Origin of the sequence: Microbulbifer donghaiensis (genome assembly GCF_900129095.1) — a bacterium.
Classification (GTDB): domain Bacteria; phylum Pseudomonadota; class Gammaproteobacteria; order Pseudomonadales; family Cellvibrionaceae; genus Microbulbifer; species Microbulbifer donghaiensis.
Window position 1 is genome coordinate 242168 of the sequence record NZ_FQVA01000003.1, and the last position, 18223, is coordinate 260390.

Consider the following 18223-nt stretch of genomic DNA (forward strand, 5'->3'; position numbering starts at 1 on the left):
TCTAGATAGCTTCTCTTGTAAAACGTCTAAGCACAAAAACCCAAGATTCTGGGCTTAGGCTTCGTGGCTGTCCGTGTACGGCAGCAGGGCCAGGTAGCGCGCACGCTTGACCGCGGTGGCCAGCTGACGCTGATACTTGGCTTTGGTACCGGTGATACGGCTCGGAACGATTTTGCCAGTTTCAGAGATGTAGGCCTTCAGGGTATCGAGATCTTTGTAGTCGATACGCTTTACGCCTTCAGCGGTGAAACGGCAGAACTTACGACGACGGAAAAAACGTGCCATCAGATAATCCCCTTACTCTTCGCTTTCGGCGTTATCGGAAGATTCCTCTTCCTCGGATTCATCAGCGGAGTCCTGCTCGGCGCGCTCGCGACGCTCGGAGCGCTCAGCGCGGGCAGCTTTGCGCTCGCGGCTCTCTTTCTCCGCCTTCATGATCGGGCTTTCTTCGGTGACAGCTTCGTCTTCGCGCATCACCAGATTGCGCAGTACGGCGTCGTTGTACTTGAAGTTGGTGGTCAGCTCTTCCAGAGCCTCTTCCGAACACTCCACGTTCAGCAGCACGTAGTGAGCTTTGTGGATCTTGTTGATCGGGTAAGCCAGACGGCGGCGGCCCCAGTCTTCCAGGCGGTGAACCTGACCACCGCTCTCTTTGATGGTCGCAGTGTAGCGCTCGACCATGCCGGGCACCTGCTCGCTCTGATCCGGGTGGACCAGGAATACAATTTCGTAATGACGCATTTTAGCTCCTTACGGGTTAAACAGCCTCCCGGGCAATCCGGTGAGGCAAGGAGTACAACGGGCTCGAATCTGTGGAGCCCATTGCGGGCGGCGTATTCTAGGCACTTGCCCTCCTGCTTGCAAGTTGATCAGTTCGCCGCAACCGGCTGACGCTGACGGACTGGCCGCGCTGCGAGATTCCGGCTACTGCGACGGCCGGATCGGTCATCGGTCAATTCCGCAGCGCTGGCTATAGTGTGTGGCCACCACAGCGAGAAACGCCATGCAGCAGCAGATTCACACCCTCAAGTTTGGCCCATTTCTGGTACCGGTCACGGTGAGCCGGCGCGCGGGGGACGGCCCCCTGGCCCTGGTTCTGCCCGCCTTGGGCGTACCGGCAGTCAAGTACGAGCGGCTACGGCAGGTGCTGCATGACCGCGGTTATCACACCGCAGTGGCGGAACTGCCTGGTACTGGCGACAGCCGGCCCAGGCCCCATCGCGGTGCCGATTACGACTACAGCGACCTGGTGTTCACCTTTATCCCCCAATTGCTGCGATTGCTCGAACGGCAGTTCCCCGCGGGGCCGGAGCTTATCCTTGGACACAGCATTGGTGGGCAGGCCGCCACGCTCGCGGCGAGGGCCGGATTGACCGGGGCGGCCAGAGTCGTCAGCGTCGCATCGGGACATATCCATTACCGCTGCTGGCAGGGCACACAGCGGCTCTCGCTGCTGTGGGCGGCGGCCATGGCCGGCCTCCTCGCCAATCTGCTCGGCTACTTTCCCGGCGCGCGACTGGGGTTCGGTGGGCGGGAGGCCCGCGGCCTGATGACAGACTGGTCCCGCTCGATCCTTAGCGGGCGCTTCGCCCCGGAGAAACGCATGGCACCGGCATGGCAGGGCCCGCAGCCGACCCTGCATATTGCCCTGGCGGGAGACCCCTTCGCGCCACTGAAGGCGACGCAGAGACTCGCGGCAATTACTGGCGGCGAGGCCCGGCAGATGCCGGCGCCCCACCCCCAGGGCAACCCCCACCTGAGCTGGATCAAGAGTCCGCAGCCGATTGTCGCCGCGGTGGAACAGTGGCTGCAGCAGGACAGAACGCCGGCGCCGGCCACGGAGGCGGCCGACTGACTCCCCGGGGCCAAGCCCCCGGCCGGGCAACACGACTTTGCAGTCAACGGCAACTGGTTCGTCTTGTTAAAGCAGGGGGCCTAACGCCGCGTCAATTTGTTTTGTTGCCCGGGATAGAGAAATGGATTCACTGATTGTTCTGTTCGAAAACTTCGCACCCGCAGATGTCTGCGACCGACTGATCCAGCGCTTCGACGAGTCGCCGCACAAGCAGCCGGGCCGCACCGGCTCCGGCGTCGACCAAAGCAAGAAGACCAGTTCCGACCTGATGATCTCCGGACAGGAATCCTGGCGCGATGAATGTACGCAAATCGACAACATGGTATTCCGCGGACTGACGGAGTACTGCCGCCGCTACCCGCACATGCTGACCGGCGCCCTGTCACCGACCATCCTTGACGAGCACAGCGGCCAGGCGCGGAACCTAAAGAGTGAGGATATCGGCAGCCTGAGCGCGCAGCAGCTGCAGATGCTGGTCGCGGGTATCTACCGGCTGGACCAGATCAATTTCCAGCACTATGAAAAGGCGCGCGGCGGCTACTACCACTGGCACTCCGAACACTACCCGCACCCCAGCGACCCAAATCAGAAATCGCTGCACCGGGTTCTGTTCTGGCTGCTGTATCTGAACGATGTCGAGGAAGGCGGCGAAACCGAATTCCACTATCAGGGCGTCAAGATCAAGCCGCGCAAAGGCAGCCTGATACTGTCCCCGTGCGGCTTTACCCATACCCACCGCGGCAATATTCCCCAGTCTCACGACAAGTACATCCTCACGTCGTGGATCATGTACAGAGCGGCCGGCGAGCTCTACCGAACGCCGTAACAACGCCCGCAAAAAAACGCCCCGCCCGCACGCCGCTGGCGACGGTCGGGGCACAACCAAGCCTGACGCGGTTGTTCAGCAGCCCCCCCGGGCTGAGCACACCGCGCTTGTCAGAAAATATACCTGACACCGAAACTGAGCTCGGTCTTGTCGTAGGTGTAGCTGTCCAGGCTCTCTTCGTTGTCGATGACAATGAATTTCCCATCGAGACTCAACCGGGGTGTCAGCTTGAATGTTGTCGCCAGCCAGGACTTGAGGCGATCGGATTCCCGCCGGTAGGTCAACACGTTGCCATCAATATCGGTAGTGCGGTTTGCGCCGTCATAGGCACTGGATCGATATTCGACTCCGGTGGTAACGAGCCAGTTGCCCGACAGCGACCAGTCCAGCACGCCACCGAACGAGTGGCGCAGCGGCGAGTAACTGTAGTAATCCGCCGAATCCCGCACCTGGTCAGCGCGGTCATTGGCGTCGTAGCGGTAAAATATCCGCGCCTGCGCCGCCAGCAGCGGGCGCTGCCACCTGACTTCAAAGCGCTGGCGCCAACCATCCAGGTAGGCGTAATCGTCGCCGCCAAGGTAATAGCCGGGAATATAGGCGAGGGTTAAGTTCGACGGCCCGAAATCCCGCGTCAGCCTACCCAGCAACTGCACCTGCCGGGTAACCTGCTGCCCGCCCAGGAAAATAAACTCGGTGGAAACCCCCACTTCCGCCAGCCAGCCGCGCCAGCGCCGGTCGCGAGAGAGTGCGGCACTGACGCTGCTCAGATCGAGGCTGTCGTACTCGTCGTAACGGCGACCATAACCGTAACCGTGCAGCCGCCAGCCATCGGCCGTGATGCCCTCGAGCTGGTACTGCCCCCAGGCAAAGATCTCGGCAAAGTTGTCAGCCCCCACACTGGAACCCTTCAACAATGCATTCTGCAGTGCGTAGGCATTGTCGTCGCGTCCCGCCGACAGACTGGCGGTGCCGATCCAGCGCTTTACCCCCGCGCGCCGACTCATCGCAGCCAGCGCATTCAGCCGAGTGGCCGCCAGGCTGCGCAACTTCTGCGAGTCTGAGGTCTCACTTACCTGCCGGTAGTGCTTCGCCGCAATTATGCGCCGGTTATTGCGTTCGGCAGCGAGCGCGAAATTGTAGCGGGCCAGATCGCGCCACTCCGGCTCCTGCAATAACTGCTGGAAATAGACACCGGCCTCTTCGTAGCGCCGCAACTTCATCAGCGTCACGCCGATGTTGTACTTCAGCCTGGCACTGTCGTTACCGCCCCGCGCCTCTTCCTCGAATAATTCCAGCGCCTTGCGGTAAAGGCCTCCCCTGAATGCTGCAATACCCTCGACTAGTGGTGGCTGCGCCAACAGAACCGCGGGGGCAACCGCAAGCGCACCCGCGAGCAGGATGCCGATCAACCCTTTATGCACCTCTTCTTACCCCTATATATCCCTATACCTGCATGCGACGACCAGGCGTAAATATCACTTAACCCTCGCCGGGTGCCGGTGGTAAACCCTGTTTCGCCTGATCGATGAGAGAGTCCAGATCCAGCGTTAATTGGTTGCGGATATCGTCCGGCAGGCTGTTGAGTATGTCCTGCATCATCTGTTCGATGACTCCCTGCATATCCGCGCCGGACAGCGCATTTTTTACCGCCTCCTCCACCGCTTCGCGGGCAACTTCGGCGGCGCGCTGGGCGTCTTCGCTGGCGGCGTCCGCGGACAGCCTGGCATTGGCGGCCAGCTCGCTGCTGCGGGCCACTGCTTCCCGCACCAGCGCTTCCGCGTCTTCCTTGCTTTTAACGTCGCCGCGCTGTGCGGCGCTAACCGCCGCCATGACCGCCGCCAGTGTCTCCTCCGCGGCCTCGCGAATGTCCGGCGGCAGCTCGATACTGTTGAGAACGTCCTCAACACTTTCTGCGTCCTCGACGACCGTCAAAGTGACATCCAGGTCACTCGGGTTCCCTGCTTGCTGGGCCAGGGCGGGTATCGCCAGCGGCGCGCCGAGCAGGAATCCGAAAGCCAATAGTTTTTTCCTCGACATAATCCTTTACCTCTCTGGCCCGACGAAAAATACCATTAGATTCTTGTCAGGCTGTTGCTCTGCGTGGGTTTAAAAAGGGGCGAAACCGGCAAACGCAGTAACTTGCTCGCCCCCTGGTATTCCACCTCGATCAGTATTTCTCCGGCGACCCCGCCATCGCGAATTTGTACCGGCAGGTACAGGCGGTTTCCGCCGGCAGCAATATCGGCCCGCCACCGCAGTTGGTGTACATCCCGGTACCCTTCAATTGCCACAGTATCCGGCAGGGTTATGCGGATCGTCGCCCCGCGCATCTCTCGCGGGCTTTCCAGCAGAATATGCAGCGGACGCGAGATCTCGCTGCGCTGCTGCGCTACCGGCGACAGCACCGGTGGTGGCATCACGACTTTCCAGTGCGAAGCCGTGGCGAGACAAATGAGAAACACACCGGCGACCGAGGCCAACTGCCACCCCCATCGCACCCACAACTGGCTACGCACTCGCGCCCGCCTAGTCCGGTTCAGGCGTGTGGAATGCAGGACGTCATGCAGCAAAAGCCGTTCGTATTCCTCTCCCGGATCCGGTACCGGTAAACTGCGCAACAACTTCAGCAGTTGAATATCGTCGGGCGTCGCCATCGAAGCTCTGCTTTCCTTTTCCATCCTCTCGCCACCCCTAACACGCCTGACCGGCTTCAATGGTTCCCGGCGCAAGCACTTTTTTGAGTCTCTGTCGCGCCCGGTGCAATCGCGATTTCACCGTGCCGACACTGATGCCAAGAATTTCTGCCACCTCGATAGCGGTGTAGCCCTCGACATCGTGCAGCAGTACCACATCGCGCCGGTCATCATCGAGCGTGAGCAGGGCTTGATTCAGGGCGCGGCGCAGGTTCAGCTGCTCGCAGTGATCGGTGCCGGACTCGTCGTAGAGGCTGTCGCAGTCACTGCAGGCCGACTGTTCGAGCGGGGAGGTGCGTCGCCGCCGATAGAGATCGACATAGCGTCGATAGAGGACTTTGATCAGCCACGGCCCCAGCTGCTCCACCGCCTCCAGGTCAGCCAACCGCGGCACCAGCCCCGTGAGCACATCCTGCACCAGGTCTTCGGCGTCGACAGAATCCATCGTCCAGCGATAAGCCATGCGATGCATGCGACGGATATGGGGAAAAACCAAAGTGACAAACCGATCCTCAGGAGATCGGTGCCATCGAACAATCCGGGTCAGCCAGGCGCTCAAACCGCAACTCCCAAATGACTGGTGGCAGGGATGGACAGTCAATTGCCTGACTCGAGATATTGACCAGGGCACACGGCAGCGACTGCACAATACAGTTACACGGACCTGCAGAGAGAAAGGTTCCCGCAGATTGCGGCCGCGTCAAAAAATCTAGCAGCGATTTAGAAAAGCTGGAGTGACACAACGAAATGCGGGCGGATTGCCGCGACGCGCAATCAATACTGTGCGCCGCTTTGCGCTTTCATGCCGGAAGAAGCGTCGGACAATAGTCGTTAAAATTCTATTGATTAAAAAAACAAAAAAAAGCCGGGTGAATCATCAGCCCGGCTTGGAAAAACTGGCACAGCGGTATCCACCTGTCAGCCGGAGCGTTGACGCACCGCTTCGAACAGACATACGCCTGTCGCCACAGAGACATTCAGGCTACTGACTTCACCGGCCATTGGAATTTTGATCAGGTGATCGCAGTGCTCGCGGGTGAGGCGGCGCAGGCCGCTGCCTTCGGCGCCCATCACCAGCGCCATTGGCCCGGTCAGCTGGCTCTGATAGATATCCTGCTCCGCCTCGCCGGCGGCACCGAAAATCCAGATGCCGGCCTGCTGCAGCTGCTGCAGGGTGCGCGCGAGATTGGTCACGGTGACGAAAGGCAGGACCTCCGCAGCACCGCAGGCCACTTTGCGCGCGGTGGGCGTCAGGCCCGCAGACTTGTCTTTCGGCGCGATGACCGCGTGCACGCCGGCGGCTTCCGCGGAGCGCAGGCAGGCGCCGAGATTGTGCGGATCGGTGACGCCATCGAGCACCAGCAAAAATGGCACCTCGCCGTTCCGTTCCAGCTGCTGCAGCAGCTCCTGCAGGAAGCGCTCGTCGTGGACTTTTGTCTGCCCAGCGCAGATGGCCACGACGCCCTGGTGATTGCCATCGTCGCCGACTTTTTCATCCAGCGTGCGGCGGTCGACGAAGCGCAGGGCGATATCGTTTTTTTCTGCCTGCTGGATAATTTTCTGCAGGCGCTGATTTTTGCGCCCGCGCAGCAGCATCAGTTCCTGCACCTGTTGCGGTGAACCTTTCAGCAGTGCCTGCACCGCGTGCAGGCCGTAAACCAGTTGTTGGCTCAAGAGATTCCTCGATTACTTTTTCTTCTTGCCTTTGGCAGAGAGCTTTTTCTTCTTGCCTGACTTGGCATTTTTCGTCTTGGCGTTGGCCTTGTCGGCTTTATGCGCCGCCTTGCGCGCCGCCACCGCCGGGCGCTTGCCGCCCTTGCGGGTTGGCGTCCGCCTGGGGCCGCGGCGCTTCTTCGGCGCCTCTTCCTCTGTCACCTCCGCCGGCTTTTCCGGTTCGGCGGCGACCGGCACCGCCTCGCTGGAGCCGACCTTGCGCTTGCGGAACGGTGTTTCCCCCGCGGGCGTTTCGGCGTGTCGCGCCCAGGGACTGGCGCTGCGTTTCTGGCTCGTGTCTTTCTTTGTCGCAGATGGCTTGCCGCGGCGCTCGCGCTCCAGCTGATGCTCCACCGCCATTTCCATGGCGCGCGCACTCACCTTCGTCGATTCCCGCTTGGCTCTCGGCACCAGTTCTTCCAGGGTGAAATCCACCTTGCGCTCTTCCAGATCCACACGCGCCACCTGCACGGTGACCGAGTCACCGAGGTGGTAGCGCTTGCCACTGCGTTCGCCGATCAGGCGCTGGTGGGCCTGCTCGAAGCGGTAGTAGTCCTTCGGCAGGGCGGTGACATGGATCAGCCCCTCCACGTACAGGTCATCCAGCTCGACAAACAATCCGAAGCCGGTCACCGCACTGATCACGCCCGGATAGACCTCGCCGACATGGTCCTGCAGGTATTCGCACTTGAGCCAGCTGACCACATCGCGGGTGGCGTCGTCGGCGCGGCGCTCGGTCATGGAACAGTGTTCGCCCAGCTGCACCATCGCCGGCATGTCGTAGGGAAGAATCCGCTCGCGCTCGATGGCTTCGACGCCGGGCACCGTGTGCACCTTCTTCGTCACGGCCCGCTCGTTGGCACTGCCGTTGCGGATCAGCCAGCGCAGCGCGCGGTGCAACAACAGGTCCGGATAGCGACGGATCGGCGAGGTAAAGTGCGCATAGGCGCGGTAATCGAGCCCGAAGTGACCGCGGTTCTCCGGCTGGTATACGGCCTGGTTCATCGAGCGCAGCATCATCATCTGAATGATATGGGCATCGGCACGCCCCACCACCTGCTCCAGCAGGGCCTGGAAATCACCCGGCTGCGGTTCGGCACCGCCGGGCAGGCGCAGGCCCAGCTCGCCGAGATACTCGCGCAGGTTGCTGAGCTTTTCCTCTTTGGGCGAATCGTGTACCCGATAGAGTGCCGGCTGCTGCGACAACTCCATCAGCTGCGCCGCACAGACGTTGGCGGCGAGCATGCACTCTTCGATCAGCTTGTGGGCGTCGTTACGGGTCACCGGCACTATCCGCTCAATCTTGCGATTGGCGTCGAAAATAATGCGCGTCTCGGTAGTCTCGAAGTCGATGGCGCCGCGTCGATCGCGCGCGCCGCGCAGGGCCTGGTACAGGTCGTGCAGGTTGTCCAGGTGCGGAACCAGAGCGGCATGCCGTTTGCGCAAGCCGGAATCGCGATTGTCGCGCTCTTCGAGCAACTGCCCTACCTGGGTGTAGGTCAGGCGCGCATGACTGCGCATGACCCCTTCGAAGAAGCGGAAGTCGCGAATCTGGCCGCTGCGGTCGATATGCATCTCGCACACCATGCACAGCCGGTCCACGTCGGGATTGAGGGAGCAGAGCCCGTTGGACAATTTCTCCGGCAGCATCGGCACGACGAAATCCGGGAAGTAGACGGAGTTGCCGCGGCTGTGGGCCTCCTCATCCAGGGCGGTGCCGGGGCGCACATAGTGGGAAACATCGGCGATAGCCACCAGCAGCTTCCAGCTGTCGTCCGATAGCAGCTCGCAGAATACGGCGTCGTCGAAATCCCGCGCATCCTCGCCGTCGATGGTGACCAGCGGCAGCTGGCGCAGGTCGACCCGCGCGCTCTTGTCCGCCTCTTCCACCTCGTCCGGAATCGCATCCACCTCGCCCTGCAGGGCCGCCGGCCAGGCGTGGGGTATGCCGTAATTGCGGATGGCGACGTCGATCTCCATCCCCGGCGCCAGGTGGTCGCCGAGTACTTCGGTCACCTCCCCCTGTGGCAGGGTGTCGCGACTCGGCTGGGTGACGACCTTCACCACCACGTACTGGCCGTGGCCGGCTCCGGCCGAGTGCTCCGCCGCCACCATGATGTCAAGGTTGATACGCGGGTTATCCGGGCGCACGAAACAGATGCCGTTCTCGCGGAACAGGCGCCCGGCCAGCTCGGTCGTGTTGTGCTTGATAACCCGCACCACCGCCGCCTCGCGCTTGCCGCGGAAGCCGCCGGGGGTCTCGCGCACCAGCACCTCGTCGCCGTCGAAGACCTTGCGCATCTGGCGGTGTGACAGGAACAGATCGTCGCCGCCGTCCCGCGGCGTGACGAAGCCGAAGCCATCGCGGTGACCGATCACCCGGCCGCGCACCAGGCTCATCTTGTCCAGCACACCGAAGTCACCGGCGCGATTGCTGGCGATCTGGCCGTCGCGGGACATGGCGATCAGGCGCCGCCGCACACCTTCGCGGCGGTCCTCGTCGTCGAGCTCCAGCAGGTCGGCGACCGTCTCCCAGGGCACCGGACCCGGCTGCTGCTCGAGCAGTTGCAGCAGGTACTCCCGGCTGGGAACCGGTTTTTCGTATTTCTCTGCCTCGCGCTCCGCATGCGGATCGGCGAGGTCGTGTATTGGGGTTTTCTTTTGCGTCAAAACAGCATCCGTTGTTCGAGGTAGCTGCACAATCTTCGGCAGCTTCCGGAGGGACTCCGGGAATTGGACTGGCGACTGGCACCGGTGACTACCGGTTCAGGGAAAGTCGCTACTGCACGCAGTATAAGCGATTTCAGCGCAATTCCCGACCACCGTTGAAAAAGTTGAAAAAAGCGCAGCTCCACCGTTGACACCCTCCGGGCATATCTCTATAGTGCGCGACCTCAACGGAGTACACGTTGATTTGCCCAGGTGGCGGAATTGGTAGACGCGCTAGCTTCAGGTGCTAGTGACCGAAAGGTCGTGGAAGTTCAAGTCTTCTCCTGGGCACCAATTCCGAAAAGGCCGACTCGCGAGAGTCGGCCTTTTTTCGTTATGGACCAGCCCCCTTCAGCTATCCGCTGCCAGGGCAATGCCCGGCCGGGCGGTCACGACGAACAATTGACACACTCGGGAAAATCTCTATAGTGCGCGTCCTCAGCGACACACGCCGCTGAATTGCCCAGGTGGCGGAATTGGTAGACGCGCTAGCTTCAGGTGCTAGTGACCGAAAGGTCGTGGAAGTTCAAGTCTTCTCCTGGGCACCAATTCCAAAAAAGGCCGACTCGCGAGAGTCGGCCTTTTTTATTTCCGTCCGATCCAGGTCGGCGGACCGCATACTGATTCGCGCCTACCTCTGCAACAACATGCGGATATCAGCCCGTGTTGCGCATCCCCGCAGCGATACCGGCGATGGTCACCATCAGGGCACTCTCCAGTACAGGATCGGACTCGCGGTTACGCAGACGCGCCATCAGCTCGGCCTGCAGCAGGTGAAGCGGATCCGTGTAGGGATCGCGCACCCGGATCGACCAGCGCATGACCGGGTTGTTGTCGAGCAAGCTCTCCCTGCCGGTCAACCGCTGTAGTGCGCTCACCGTGCGGGCCAGGCGCTCACGCAGGGTGTCACCGAGACGAATCAGCTCGGCGTCATTGGTGAGTCGCTCCTCATACCAGGACGCAACCCGCGTGTCGGTCTTGGCGAGCACCATTTCCAGCATATCCACGACGCCCTGAAAGAAGGGCCACTGCTCACTCATCGCACGCAGGATATCGGTTTCATCGGCTGTCTCCAGTGCGCTTTCCAGTGCCGCACCGGTACCCAGCCAGGCCGGCAGCATCAGCCGGATCTGCGTCCAGGCGAACACCCAGGGAATCGCGCGCAGGGTTTCCACACCGCCGCCGGGTTTGCGCCGTGCCGGCCGGCTGCCCAGCGCCAGGCGGCTGAGTTCGGTTTCCGGTGTGACGGTGCGCAGATAGGCCACCAGCGCCGGATCGTCGCGCACCACCTGCCGATAGCTGGCCACCGACACTTCGGTGAGGCGGTCCATTTCCTTGCGCCACTCGGGGCGCGGCTGCGCCGGCGGCATCAGCGTGGCCTCCAGGGTCGCGGCCACATACTGCTCCAGGTTATACGCCGCCACCGACGGCCGGCCGTATTTGAAACGGATCATCTCGCCCTGCTCGGTGACGCGGATGCGGCCCGCTACCGAACCCGGCGGTTGCGACAGCAGCGCCATGCGCGTCGGCGAACCGCCGCGGGAAATGGAACCACCGCGACCGTGGAACAGGGTCAGCGGAATACCGTGATTCCTGAAAATAGCGGTGAGTTTTTCCTGGGTGCGGAACTGGGCCCAGGCGGCACCGAGGAAACCGGCATCCTTGGCGGAGTCCGAGTAGCCGATCATCACTTCCTGGCCGTCGAGTACACGCTGCTTGTACAGCGGAATATTCAGCAGCGCACTCATGGTATCGCCGGCGTTGTTGAGGTCGTCAAGCGTCTCGAACAGCGGCACTACGCGCATCGGATGACACACACCGGCAATTTTTTGCAACAACATTACCGCGAGCACGTCCGAAGACGTTCTGGCCATGGAAATCACATAGGCCCCGAGCCCTTCCGGCCCCTGCTCCGCGATCACTTTGCAGGTTTCCAACACCTGCATTATGTCGTCATCACAAAGCTCACTCTGATAGAAGGCCTCATCCACCAGCGGCCGGCGATTCTCCAGTTCCGCGAGCAGGAATTGCTGCTTCTCGGCCTCGCTCCAGTCCGCGTAACCGCCCAGCCCCAAATAGCGGGTGATGGCATCCAGTGTGTCGGTGTGGCGGGTGGACTCCTGGCGGATATCCAGGCGTAACAGTGTGATGCCAAAGCAGTTGAGTCGGCGCAAGGTGTCCTTGAGCTGGCCATCGGCGATGGCCGCCAAGCCCACCTCGCGCAGCGAGCGATCAATCAGGCTCAGTTCATCAAACAGCTGCGAACCGCTGCTATAGCCCTCGCCGGTCGGTTGCGGCTGACCATTCACCCGCGCCTCCATAGCCGCGCGGGTGTTACGCAAGCGATCGCGCACCTGGCGCAATATCACACGGTAGGGTTCATGGCTGGGACCGGTGTACGCCAGCAGTTCGTCGCTGGCGCGATGCATCGACAGATCCGCCAGCAGGTTTTCCACATCGCGCAGATACAGGTCGGCGGCCATCCAGCGGGCCAGCAGCAGCACCTCGCGGGTCACCGCGGCGGTGACATTGGGGTTGCCGTCGCGGTCGCCGCCCATCCAGGAGGCAAAACGGATCGGCACCCAGTCCGCCGGCATCGGCGGGAGCCCCGCCTGCGCCAGTTCCGCCTCTATTTCGCGCATGCCCTCGGGCACCGCGCGCCACAGTGACTGCTCGATAGTGGCGAAGCCCCACTTGGCCTCATCCACCGGCGTGGGTCTCTCCCGGCGAATCTCGTCGGTACTCCAGGCGGATAGAATCAATTCGTGTAAATGGCGGCGCAGTCGCTGCCCTTCCTCTTCGGTGAGGTCCGCCCGATCGAGAGTCGTCAGCAGGTCGGCGACCTGATCGTATTTGCGGATCAGCGTGCGGCGGGTGACTTCCGTGGGATGCGCGGTGAGCACCAGCTCGACGGACAGGCCTTCCAGTACCGAGCGGATTTTTTCCTGGCCGACGTCCGCTTTTTCCAACTCTGCCAGTACCTGCTGCAAGCCGCGGTCGGTATCGGGATCCCCGGGATAGCGCTGGTGATTCCGGTGCAAACGCTCGCGGTGGCGCTGCTCGGCAATATTGGCCAGATTGAGAAACTGGCTGAACGCACGCGCCACTTCCAGCAGCGTGTCGTCGTCGAGCGGATCCAACAGTTCGCGCAGACGGCCGACCTGCATTTCCCCCTGGCCGCGACTCTCCACCGCCGCCTGACGAATGGTTTCAACGGTATCGAACAGCTGCTCGCCAGCCTGCTCCCGCAGTACCGCGCCGAGTTCCTCGCCGAGCAGGCGCACGTCTTCCCTCAGCGGTGCATTTTGATCCTGGTTCACGGTCTCTTTCTCCCAAGCGATACAACTTATCCCATCTATTCATCGGGCCAGCTTCGGTACAGATAGAAGCTCACCAATCCGGTTGAATGAATGGGGAAGTAAGACAACAGATTGCCGATCCTAATCGTTAGAGGAAACCGCCGCGACAGTTACATTTGAAATCAGTGCGCGGAGCCAGGCACTTAGGCGTTACTGGAAAGACTGTTTCTATGCGGAAAAATTATCGAACAAGCGGACGCACCGGAGTCGGCCCTTTCATCGCCCACCGGCTAGCCAGGCCTCGGTGACCACCGCGCAGTGAATACAACGGTTAGCGGTCACTCCAACAGCGTGATGGTCACACGCAGGACATCGCGGTAACGGCCCGCCATCAACCCCTGTGTTTCCCCTATCTGCACGCTGATATTCCTCATGTGCTTGCCGTCGCCCGGTTCCGGGAAGTTGCGGCTGTCGCCGCTGCCGCGCAGAGAGAGCTGTTGTCCGTCGAGCCACGCCGTATAGGGCACCGCGGTGTTGTCGCCGATCAGTGATACATGGCGCAGCTGCCCGCGGTTCTCCGAGGCAACGGCCAGGTTGTATGCGCCGTTGGCGCGAACCGCCAGCAGTGCCGACCGCTTCGCACCGGTTTCCGCCTTGCCAAAATTCATCACCGTAGCCCTGCCCAGCTGCCCCGCGGCATTGCCGGCCAACTGTAAGTCTGCCTGCGGCGCGACCCGGACCGACAAGCGGAAGTCCAATTCATACAGGGCGCGGCCATTGGCAAAAATCCGCGCGACAAAGGTGTTCTCGTAGTCTCCCGCGCGGCGCGCCTGTCCTCGGGGAAGCCTCACCGCAAGGTCGGCCTCGGCGCCGCGGGCGGTTTGCTCAAACTGTATCCACCGCTGTTCATTGCCACTCATCGGAATAACCTGATTGCCGCGGTCCCGAAAGGTCATATTCAGAGGCTGTCCCGGACCCAGCAACTGGGCACCGGATGTCGACAGCAGTGCGAGCCCAAAGCGGCACTGCCCTTGTGCGGCAACTACCAGCCGCAGCTGACCGGCCCCCTCGCGACTGGCGAAAGGGTAATAGACCAGGCCAGACGGGCTCTCGAGAGCCACCTCCTGAATTGTGCAGGCATCCTCCCCGTCATCCGCGGCAATTGCGGCAACACCGACCGACCAGAGCAGTATCCAGCTCAGCAAGGCTGCGATCCGACTCATAGCGATATTCGCTCCCTGATAATGCCCAACTCAACTATCCCGGTTGCTCCTTCTTCGATGCGGAAGAGAACACTCAAGCCACCTCGATCGGGAAAGACGATCCGATACGCGCCCGGCGCCAGTCCCTGGGCGACGAAACGGCCAGCCTTGTTGGTAAAGGTGGTCACCGGAGCAAATTCACGCTCGTCGGTCGCCGTGATTTTGCCGACAGTCATACCGATAGCGTTGCCATTAGTGTCGAGGATTTCGCCGATTGCCGTAATCGAAGCTTCGGACCCGGCCGTGTAAACCAGGCCGGAGCGGTAGAACGGGAACGCATTACCTTCGATATCACCCATGTCGTAACCGAATGGAGGAGTCTCCGCCTCCCAACGCACGCGGCGCATCATATAACTGCCAACTGTGGGTACCACGGCCGGGCCGAAATTGTCCGCGACAGCGGCATAGCCGTCCTGGCGTTCGTCCACCAGAATACGGCTGCTATCGAGGGACTCGTGGCGTCGCACCATGACGAAGGAGTCCGTTATCGGCCGACCGAGGCCGATACTGCCATCGGCATAGGCCAGGCTGGACCCCAGCCTGAGGGTGCTCAGCTGATCCGGCTCTAGGTCTACATCGGTAAAGTGAACGTAACTGTGATCCATCCCCAATTGGAATCGATTGCCCTGGTAAAACGTCTCCAGATCGGCTCGGTAAGTATCGACACCGGAACGCAGCGCCAGACCACCAGAGAAATCACCGACGGTGCCATTCGGCGATCTGCCCAGCAAGAGTTCCCCGGTTTCATCGAAACTGTCCCACTGAGTACTCACGAGCTGCCGCTGGCCAAGCGGCGCAGACAGACGCACAAGTGCGCGCGCCTCTTCGGTTTCAGATATTTCCTGTTCGAGCCGGAGGGAAACGTTAAAGGGTCCGAAACGACGGGTAATATTAAAGCTGTAGACTTTATCCACCGGCGCAGCTTCATCGAAGGTCTCCGCGTGCCGGGCACTGGCGCTGATATAGCTGTCGAACGGCCCCGGCGCCGAATAGCGGGCGCGCAACTCCGACTTGTTCTGCAATCCCGGGACTTCCTGCCCGAGATAGGTGTACAGGTCATCCCTGGCGACGGCAACCACATCCAGTTGGTGTGATCGGGCGCCACCAGCAAAGAAGTCATAGGACCAACGCAGCGACGCCACCGTGCCGCGTCCGACACTCTGCAATTCGCTCGTGCTCACATTGGTAGCCAAGCTACCCAACGGTGTGGCGAGAGATATTTCAGCACCTGCGATCTGTTGTAGCTCGGTGCCCTGGAAGTTGGCGCCCAGGGTGAGATAGTCGGTGACGCCGTAACGGTAGAAACCGGAAAAGGCGGGCGCATCGTAGTCGTAGCCTATCCCGCCTAAATCGGTGGTCCCGCGCTGGTAACCGGCATTGAAAGAAAACTCGGAAAGCCCTTTCGTCAACAGCGCCGGATCGGAAAACAGTGAAAACTCAATGCGCCGCTGCTCGCCAGACGCGTCGGTAACAACCAGAGCAACGTCATTGACGCCCGCATTAATGGCAAAATCGCTCAGATCATAGCGGCCCGGCTCCAGATACAAAGTATCCTGGTATAGATCATTAACATAGATCTCTACCGTCGAGCGCTGCGTTACGGTAAAGCTACGGGTTCCGGTCGGAGTGATATTTCTGTGTGGCTGTATTTCTGCATAGGCCCGCTCGACAGACAGGCCCAGTAGCGGCGGTGACACCTGAAACTCCGTCGCCCGATAGAACACATCACCCAGGGAGTAGCGCACTGCGCGCTGCATGTCATCGTGGACCAGGCGGACTTCACTGCGCTGCCAGCCGTCATCAATGCCGGCAGCGGAATAACGGGAAACGCCGCCCTCGAGCACCAGCCGCGGACTGCCGAAAATCTCCACCGAACCGTCGACATTAACCAGCGTGGACTGTCGCTGGTCGCTTGATAGCGAATCATCCCAGCGATAGTCCTGCTGCAGATTGACGTTCACATAGGCGGAACGCCCGGGCAGTTCGTATTCGGACAGGTTTGCATAATCAACATCCTGGGGGCGCAGGGACACCTGACGCGTACGCCGGCGCGACTCCGCCAAGTCGATTTTGATCTCTAACGTGGCGGGATCGAAAAAGATATCGATGAATTCCTCGATAAAAGCAACAACTGGAATGGCCTGATCGTCGGCAGCCTGCGCGATGCTTGCGATAACATCGGCATCAAAATGTCCGTTCGCGAAGTCAATCCAGCTCTGTCGATCGACCGTATAGAGGGCAGTACCCGTCACACCGACATTCAGGTTTCCGACAACCCTTCCGTCTATGGAAGCCGGCAAGTTGACATAGACAACGTTCTGCGCGGCTCCACTGGCAGCGACATCATTCGCGACCGCGATAGCCGAGAGCAGCAGCCAACCCATGAACAGGCCAAATAAGCCGAAATTGCGACGCGGTATAGGAACTCGCAAGCGGCTCACAAGCTCTACTCCTTCCGGACCAGCCGGGCACCCTGCAGACCCGCGGCTTCAAGACCGATCAATCGCAGCGGAATCGATACCGTCTGGCCGGGCAGAATGGCGTCACGATTGAGCAGTCTGGCGATGTCGAGACCGTCAAAAACAACGATTCCTGAATTATTCTCCACACCGATCTCGTAGTGCGAAAGCAGTGCGTACTGCCTGCCGGCATTGCGCAGTTCCAGTGATGCGCTGCCATCGACACCCGGTGAAAAAAACCAGAGCATGGCCTGCCCCCCGGTTTCCACGTGCACCGGCAGGCGCAGTGAACTCAACAACTGGAGCTCCGTTGCGGCCTCAGGTGCGTCAACATTCAGGGGAAGCTCATCGATCGCCAGATAATAGGATTCACTGCGCCGCAATGTTTCGCCGCCCCTCCAGCGCACCGTGACCTGCCTTGTTTCCCCGGGACGCAGCAGTACCTGCGGTGGCAGGATTTCCAGAGGTGCCTGCACATCCCCGTGCGCACTGGAGTAGGAATTTATCGATAGCTCCAGGGCCACCTCCACCGCCCTGGTAGAAGACAATGTCAAAATGGCCTGCGAGGACTCTGCAATATTGAGCTCCACGCGGGTGGGCGTGACCGACTGCGCCATTAGTGGCGGGATGCCAGCTACCAGATAAATGGCCGCAGCAAGGGCAAGATTCTTAGCAAGCATTATCTTTAATTGTTAAATATCAGTTCAGGAGCACCCTGTACACTGTTCACTTTGAAGGTGCGTATCGCTCCGGGAGGAATGAGTGTTCGACGCGCAGCATTGGCCAGGTCTATGCCGCCGATTTTCTCCCCGCCAAATTTCATCGCCAGCTTGTCGATATAGATGAATTCGTTACCAGAATTGCCAATGGAAACGACCACGCCATCCTGCCGGGGTCGATATCCGACAAGCTCCGGCTTAGGCGCAAATCCCCGACTGGTTACGTGGACCGACGAACCTATACGAAGCACCGTCTTGATAGCGGGACCGGTTTTACTACCGGGATTCAGATTGACGGGGACTTCCGTGGCAAACAGGGTGAAGGAGCGGGACTGGGAAAGCATACCGCCAACCCACTGGATGCGGACGGCCTGCGATTTTCCGGCGGGCACCACTGCCTGGGGTGGAAAAATCACAAAGTCGTTGTCGGCAGGCTCGGTCAACTCCGCACCGTCTTCCGTGATCTGGCGTTCAACCATTTCGAAAACGACCGGCAAATCGACGTCGCGGGGGTTTTTCAGCACCAGGGTTGCGCCGCCTATGTCGGTAGGCAGTCTCAGCACCGTCAACGAAGGGTTAAATGTGAACGAAAACGCGCACGGCGGAAGTACCGTCAGTAGCAGAAAGGCAGTACTCAGGCGAAACAGTTTGCGTATCATTAATTTTATTCCTGGTAATACGCGGCTGG

General features: G+C 60.8%; 15 protein-coding genes and 2 tRNA genes. 4 read left to right on the forward strand and 13 right to left on the reverse strand.

Translation table 11 applies throughout. From position 1 onward, the window contains the following. Positions 1 to 54: 54 nt before the first annotated feature. Both rpsR and rpsF read right to left on the reverse strand, forming a co-directional pair. Positions 55 to 285 carry a 30S ribosomal protein S18 gene (gene rpsR, locus BUC36_RS13125; RefSeq protein ID WP_020411626.1) on the reverse strand — a complete coding sequence of 77 codons (231 nt, stop codon included), beginning with the start codon at positions 283 to 285 and terminating at the stop codon, positions 55 to 57. A gap of 12 nt (positions 286 to 297) precedes the next feature. Continuing rightward, positions 298 to 741: a 30S ribosomal protein S6 gene (gene rpsF, locus BUC36_RS13130; protein WP_073275878.1), complete on the reverse strand. Its 444-nt coding sequence runs from the start codon at positions 739 to 741 to the stop codon at positions 298 to 300. Positions 742 to 1003: 262 nt separating this feature from the next. Here rpsF and BUC36_RS13135 point away from each other — a divergent pair, with 262 nt between their 5' ends. Both BUC36_RS13135 and BUC36_RS13140 read left to right on the forward strand, forming a co-directional pair. Beyond that, the gene (locus tag BUC36_RS13135) at positions 1004 to 1855 is read left to right on the forward strand and encodes an alpha/beta fold hydrolase (protein WP_073275880.1); all 852 of its coding nucleotides are present in this window, start codon (positions 1004 to 1006) and stop codon (positions 1853 to 1855) included. Positions 1856 to 1976: 121 nt separating this feature from the next. Then, the gene (locus BUC36_RS13140; RefSeq protein WP_073275882.1) at positions 1977 to 2681 is read left to right on the forward strand and encodes a 2OG-Fe(II) oxygenase; all 705 of its coding nucleotides are present in this window, start codon (positions 1977 to 1979) and stop codon (positions 2679 to 2681) included. A gap of 110 nt (positions 2682 to 2791) precedes the next feature. Here BUC36_RS13140 and BUC36_RS13145 read toward each other — a convergent pair whose 3' ends face one another. The 6 genes from BUC36_RS13145 to rnr form a co-directional block, all read right to left on the reverse strand. Next, positions 2792 to 4102, reverse strand: a complete 1311-nt coding sequence (locus BUC36_RS13145; protein WP_143186989.1) for a tetratricopeptide repeat protein — start codon at positions 4100 to 4102, stop codon at positions 2792 to 2794. 58 nt (positions 4103 to 4160) lie between these two features. Continuing rightward, positions 4161 to 4718, reverse strand: a complete 558-nt coding sequence (locus BUC36_RS13150) for a hypothetical protein (protein WP_143186990.1) — start codon at positions 4716 to 4718, stop codon at positions 4161 to 4163. 35 nt (positions 4719 to 4753) lie between these two features. Continuing rightward, on the reverse strand, positions 4754 to 5359 hold the full coding sequence (locus BUC36_RS19045; RefSeq protein ID WP_200797274.1) for a hypothetical protein: 606 nt from the start codon (positions 5357 to 5359) through the stop codon (positions 4754 to 4756). Between the two features lie 13 nt (positions 5360 to 5372). Beyond that, positions 5373 to 5933, reverse strand: a complete 561-nt coding sequence (locus BUC36_RS19050) for an RNA polymerase sigma factor (RefSeq protein WP_200797275.1) — start codon at positions 5931 to 5933, stop codon at positions 5373 to 5375. 359 nt (positions 5934 to 6292) lie between these two features. After that, positions 6293 to 7048 carry a 23S rRNA (guanosine(2251)-2'-O)-methyltransferase RlmB gene (gene rlmB / locus BUC36_RS13165; RefSeq protein ID WP_073275890.1) on the reverse strand — a complete coding sequence of 252 codons (756 nt, stop codon included), beginning with the start codon at positions 7046 to 7048 and terminating at the stop codon, positions 6293 to 6295. Positions 7049 to 7060: 12 nt separating this feature from the next. Further along, complete coding sequence (rnr, locus tag BUC36_RS13170) at positions 7061 to 9757, reverse strand: ribonuclease R (protein WP_073275892.1); 2697 nt, start codon at positions 9755 to 9757, stop codon at positions 7061 to 7063. 246 nt (positions 9758 to 10003) lie between these two features. Here rnr and BUC36_RS13175 point away from each other — a divergent pair. Both BUC36_RS13175 and BUC36_RS13180 read left to right on the forward strand, forming a co-directional pair. Continuing rightward, positions 10004 to 10090 (forward strand) — tRNA-Leu (locus BUC36_RS13175). Positions 10091 to 10257: 167 nt separating this feature from the next. Beyond that, positions 10258 to 10344, forward strand: a tRNA-Leu gene (locus BUC36_RS13180). A 108-nt stretch (positions 10345 to 10452) separates the two neighbouring features. On the opposite strand, the gene ppc is transcribed toward BUC36_RS13180, so the two are convergent. From ppc to BUC36_RS13205, 5 genes are all read right to left on the reverse strand, one after another. Further along, a complete protein-coding gene (ppc, locus tag BUC36_RS13185) occupies positions 10453 to 13116 on the reverse strand; it encodes a phosphoenolpyruvate carboxylase (protein ID WP_073275894.1) in 2664 nt (887 codons plus the stop codon). 317 nt (positions 13117 to 13433) lie between these two features. Continuing rightward, positions 13434 to 14318, reverse strand: coding sequence for a hypothetical protein (locus tag BUC36_RS13190; protein WP_073275895.1), 885 nt, complete (start codon positions 14316 to 14318; stop codon positions 13434 to 13436). Continuing rightward, positions 14315 to 16798: a fimbria/pilus outer membrane usher protein gene (locus BUC36_RS13195; RefSeq protein WP_143186991.1), complete on the reverse strand. Its 2484-nt coding sequence runs from the start codon at positions 16796 to 16798 to the stop codon at positions 14315 to 14317. The genes BUC36_RS13190 and BUC36_RS13195 overlap by 4 nt, the downstream gene beginning before the upstream one ends. 5 nt (positions 16799 to 16803) lie before the next feature. After that, positions 16804 to 17496 carry a fimbria/pilus periplasmic chaperone gene (locus BUC36_RS13200; protein ID WP_084536011.1) on the reverse strand — a complete coding sequence of 231 codons (693 nt, stop codon included), beginning with the start codon at positions 17494 to 17496 and terminating at the stop codon, positions 16804 to 16806. A gap of 5 nt (positions 17497 to 17501) precedes the next feature. Continuing rightward, complete coding sequence (locus BUC36_RS13205) at positions 17502 to 18194, reverse strand: fimbrial biogenesis chaperone (RefSeq protein ID WP_073275901.1); 693 nt, start codon at positions 18192 to 18194, stop codon at positions 17502 to 17504. Between the last annotated feature and the right edge of the window lie 29 nt (positions 18195 to 18223).

Bases quoted from the DNA above. Each gene is read 5' to 3' on its own strand.
- rpsR (WP_020411626.1), bottom strand. From the start codon at position 285: ATGGCACGTTTTTTCCGTCGTCGTAAGTTCTGCCGTTTCACCGCTGAA.
- rpsF (WP_073275878.1), bottom strand. From the start codon at position 741: ATGCGTCATTACGAAATTGTATTCCTGGTCCACCCGGATCAGAGCGAG.
- BUC36_RS13135 (WP_073275880.1), top strand. From the start codon at position 1,004: ATGCAGCAGCAGATTCACACCCTCAAGTTTGGCCCATTTCTGGTACCG.
- BUC36_RS13140 (WP_073275882.1), top strand. From the start codon at position 1,977: ATGGATTCACTGATTGTTCTGTTCGAAAACTTCGCACCCGCAGATGTC.
- BUC36_RS13150 (WP_143186990.1), bottom strand. From the start codon at position 4,718: ATGTCGAGGAAAAAACTATTGGCTTTCGGATTCCTGCTCGGCGCGCCG.
- BUC36_RS19045 (WP_200797274.1), bottom strand. From the start codon at position 5,359: ATGGAAAAGGAAAGCAGAGCTTCGATGGCGACGCCCGACGATATTCAA.
- BUC36_RS13190 (WP_073275895.1), bottom strand. From the start codon at position 14,318: ATGAGTCGGATCGCAGCCTTGCTGAGCTGGATACTGCTCTGGTCGGTC.
- BUC36_RS13200 (WP_084536011.1), bottom strand. From the start codon at position 17,496: ATGCTTGCTAAGAATCTTGCCCTTGCTGCGGCCATTTATCTGGTAGCT.
- BUC36_RS13205 (WP_073275901.1), bottom strand. From the start codon at position 18,194: ATGATACGCAAACTGTTTCGCCTGAGTACTGCCTTTCTGCTACTGACG.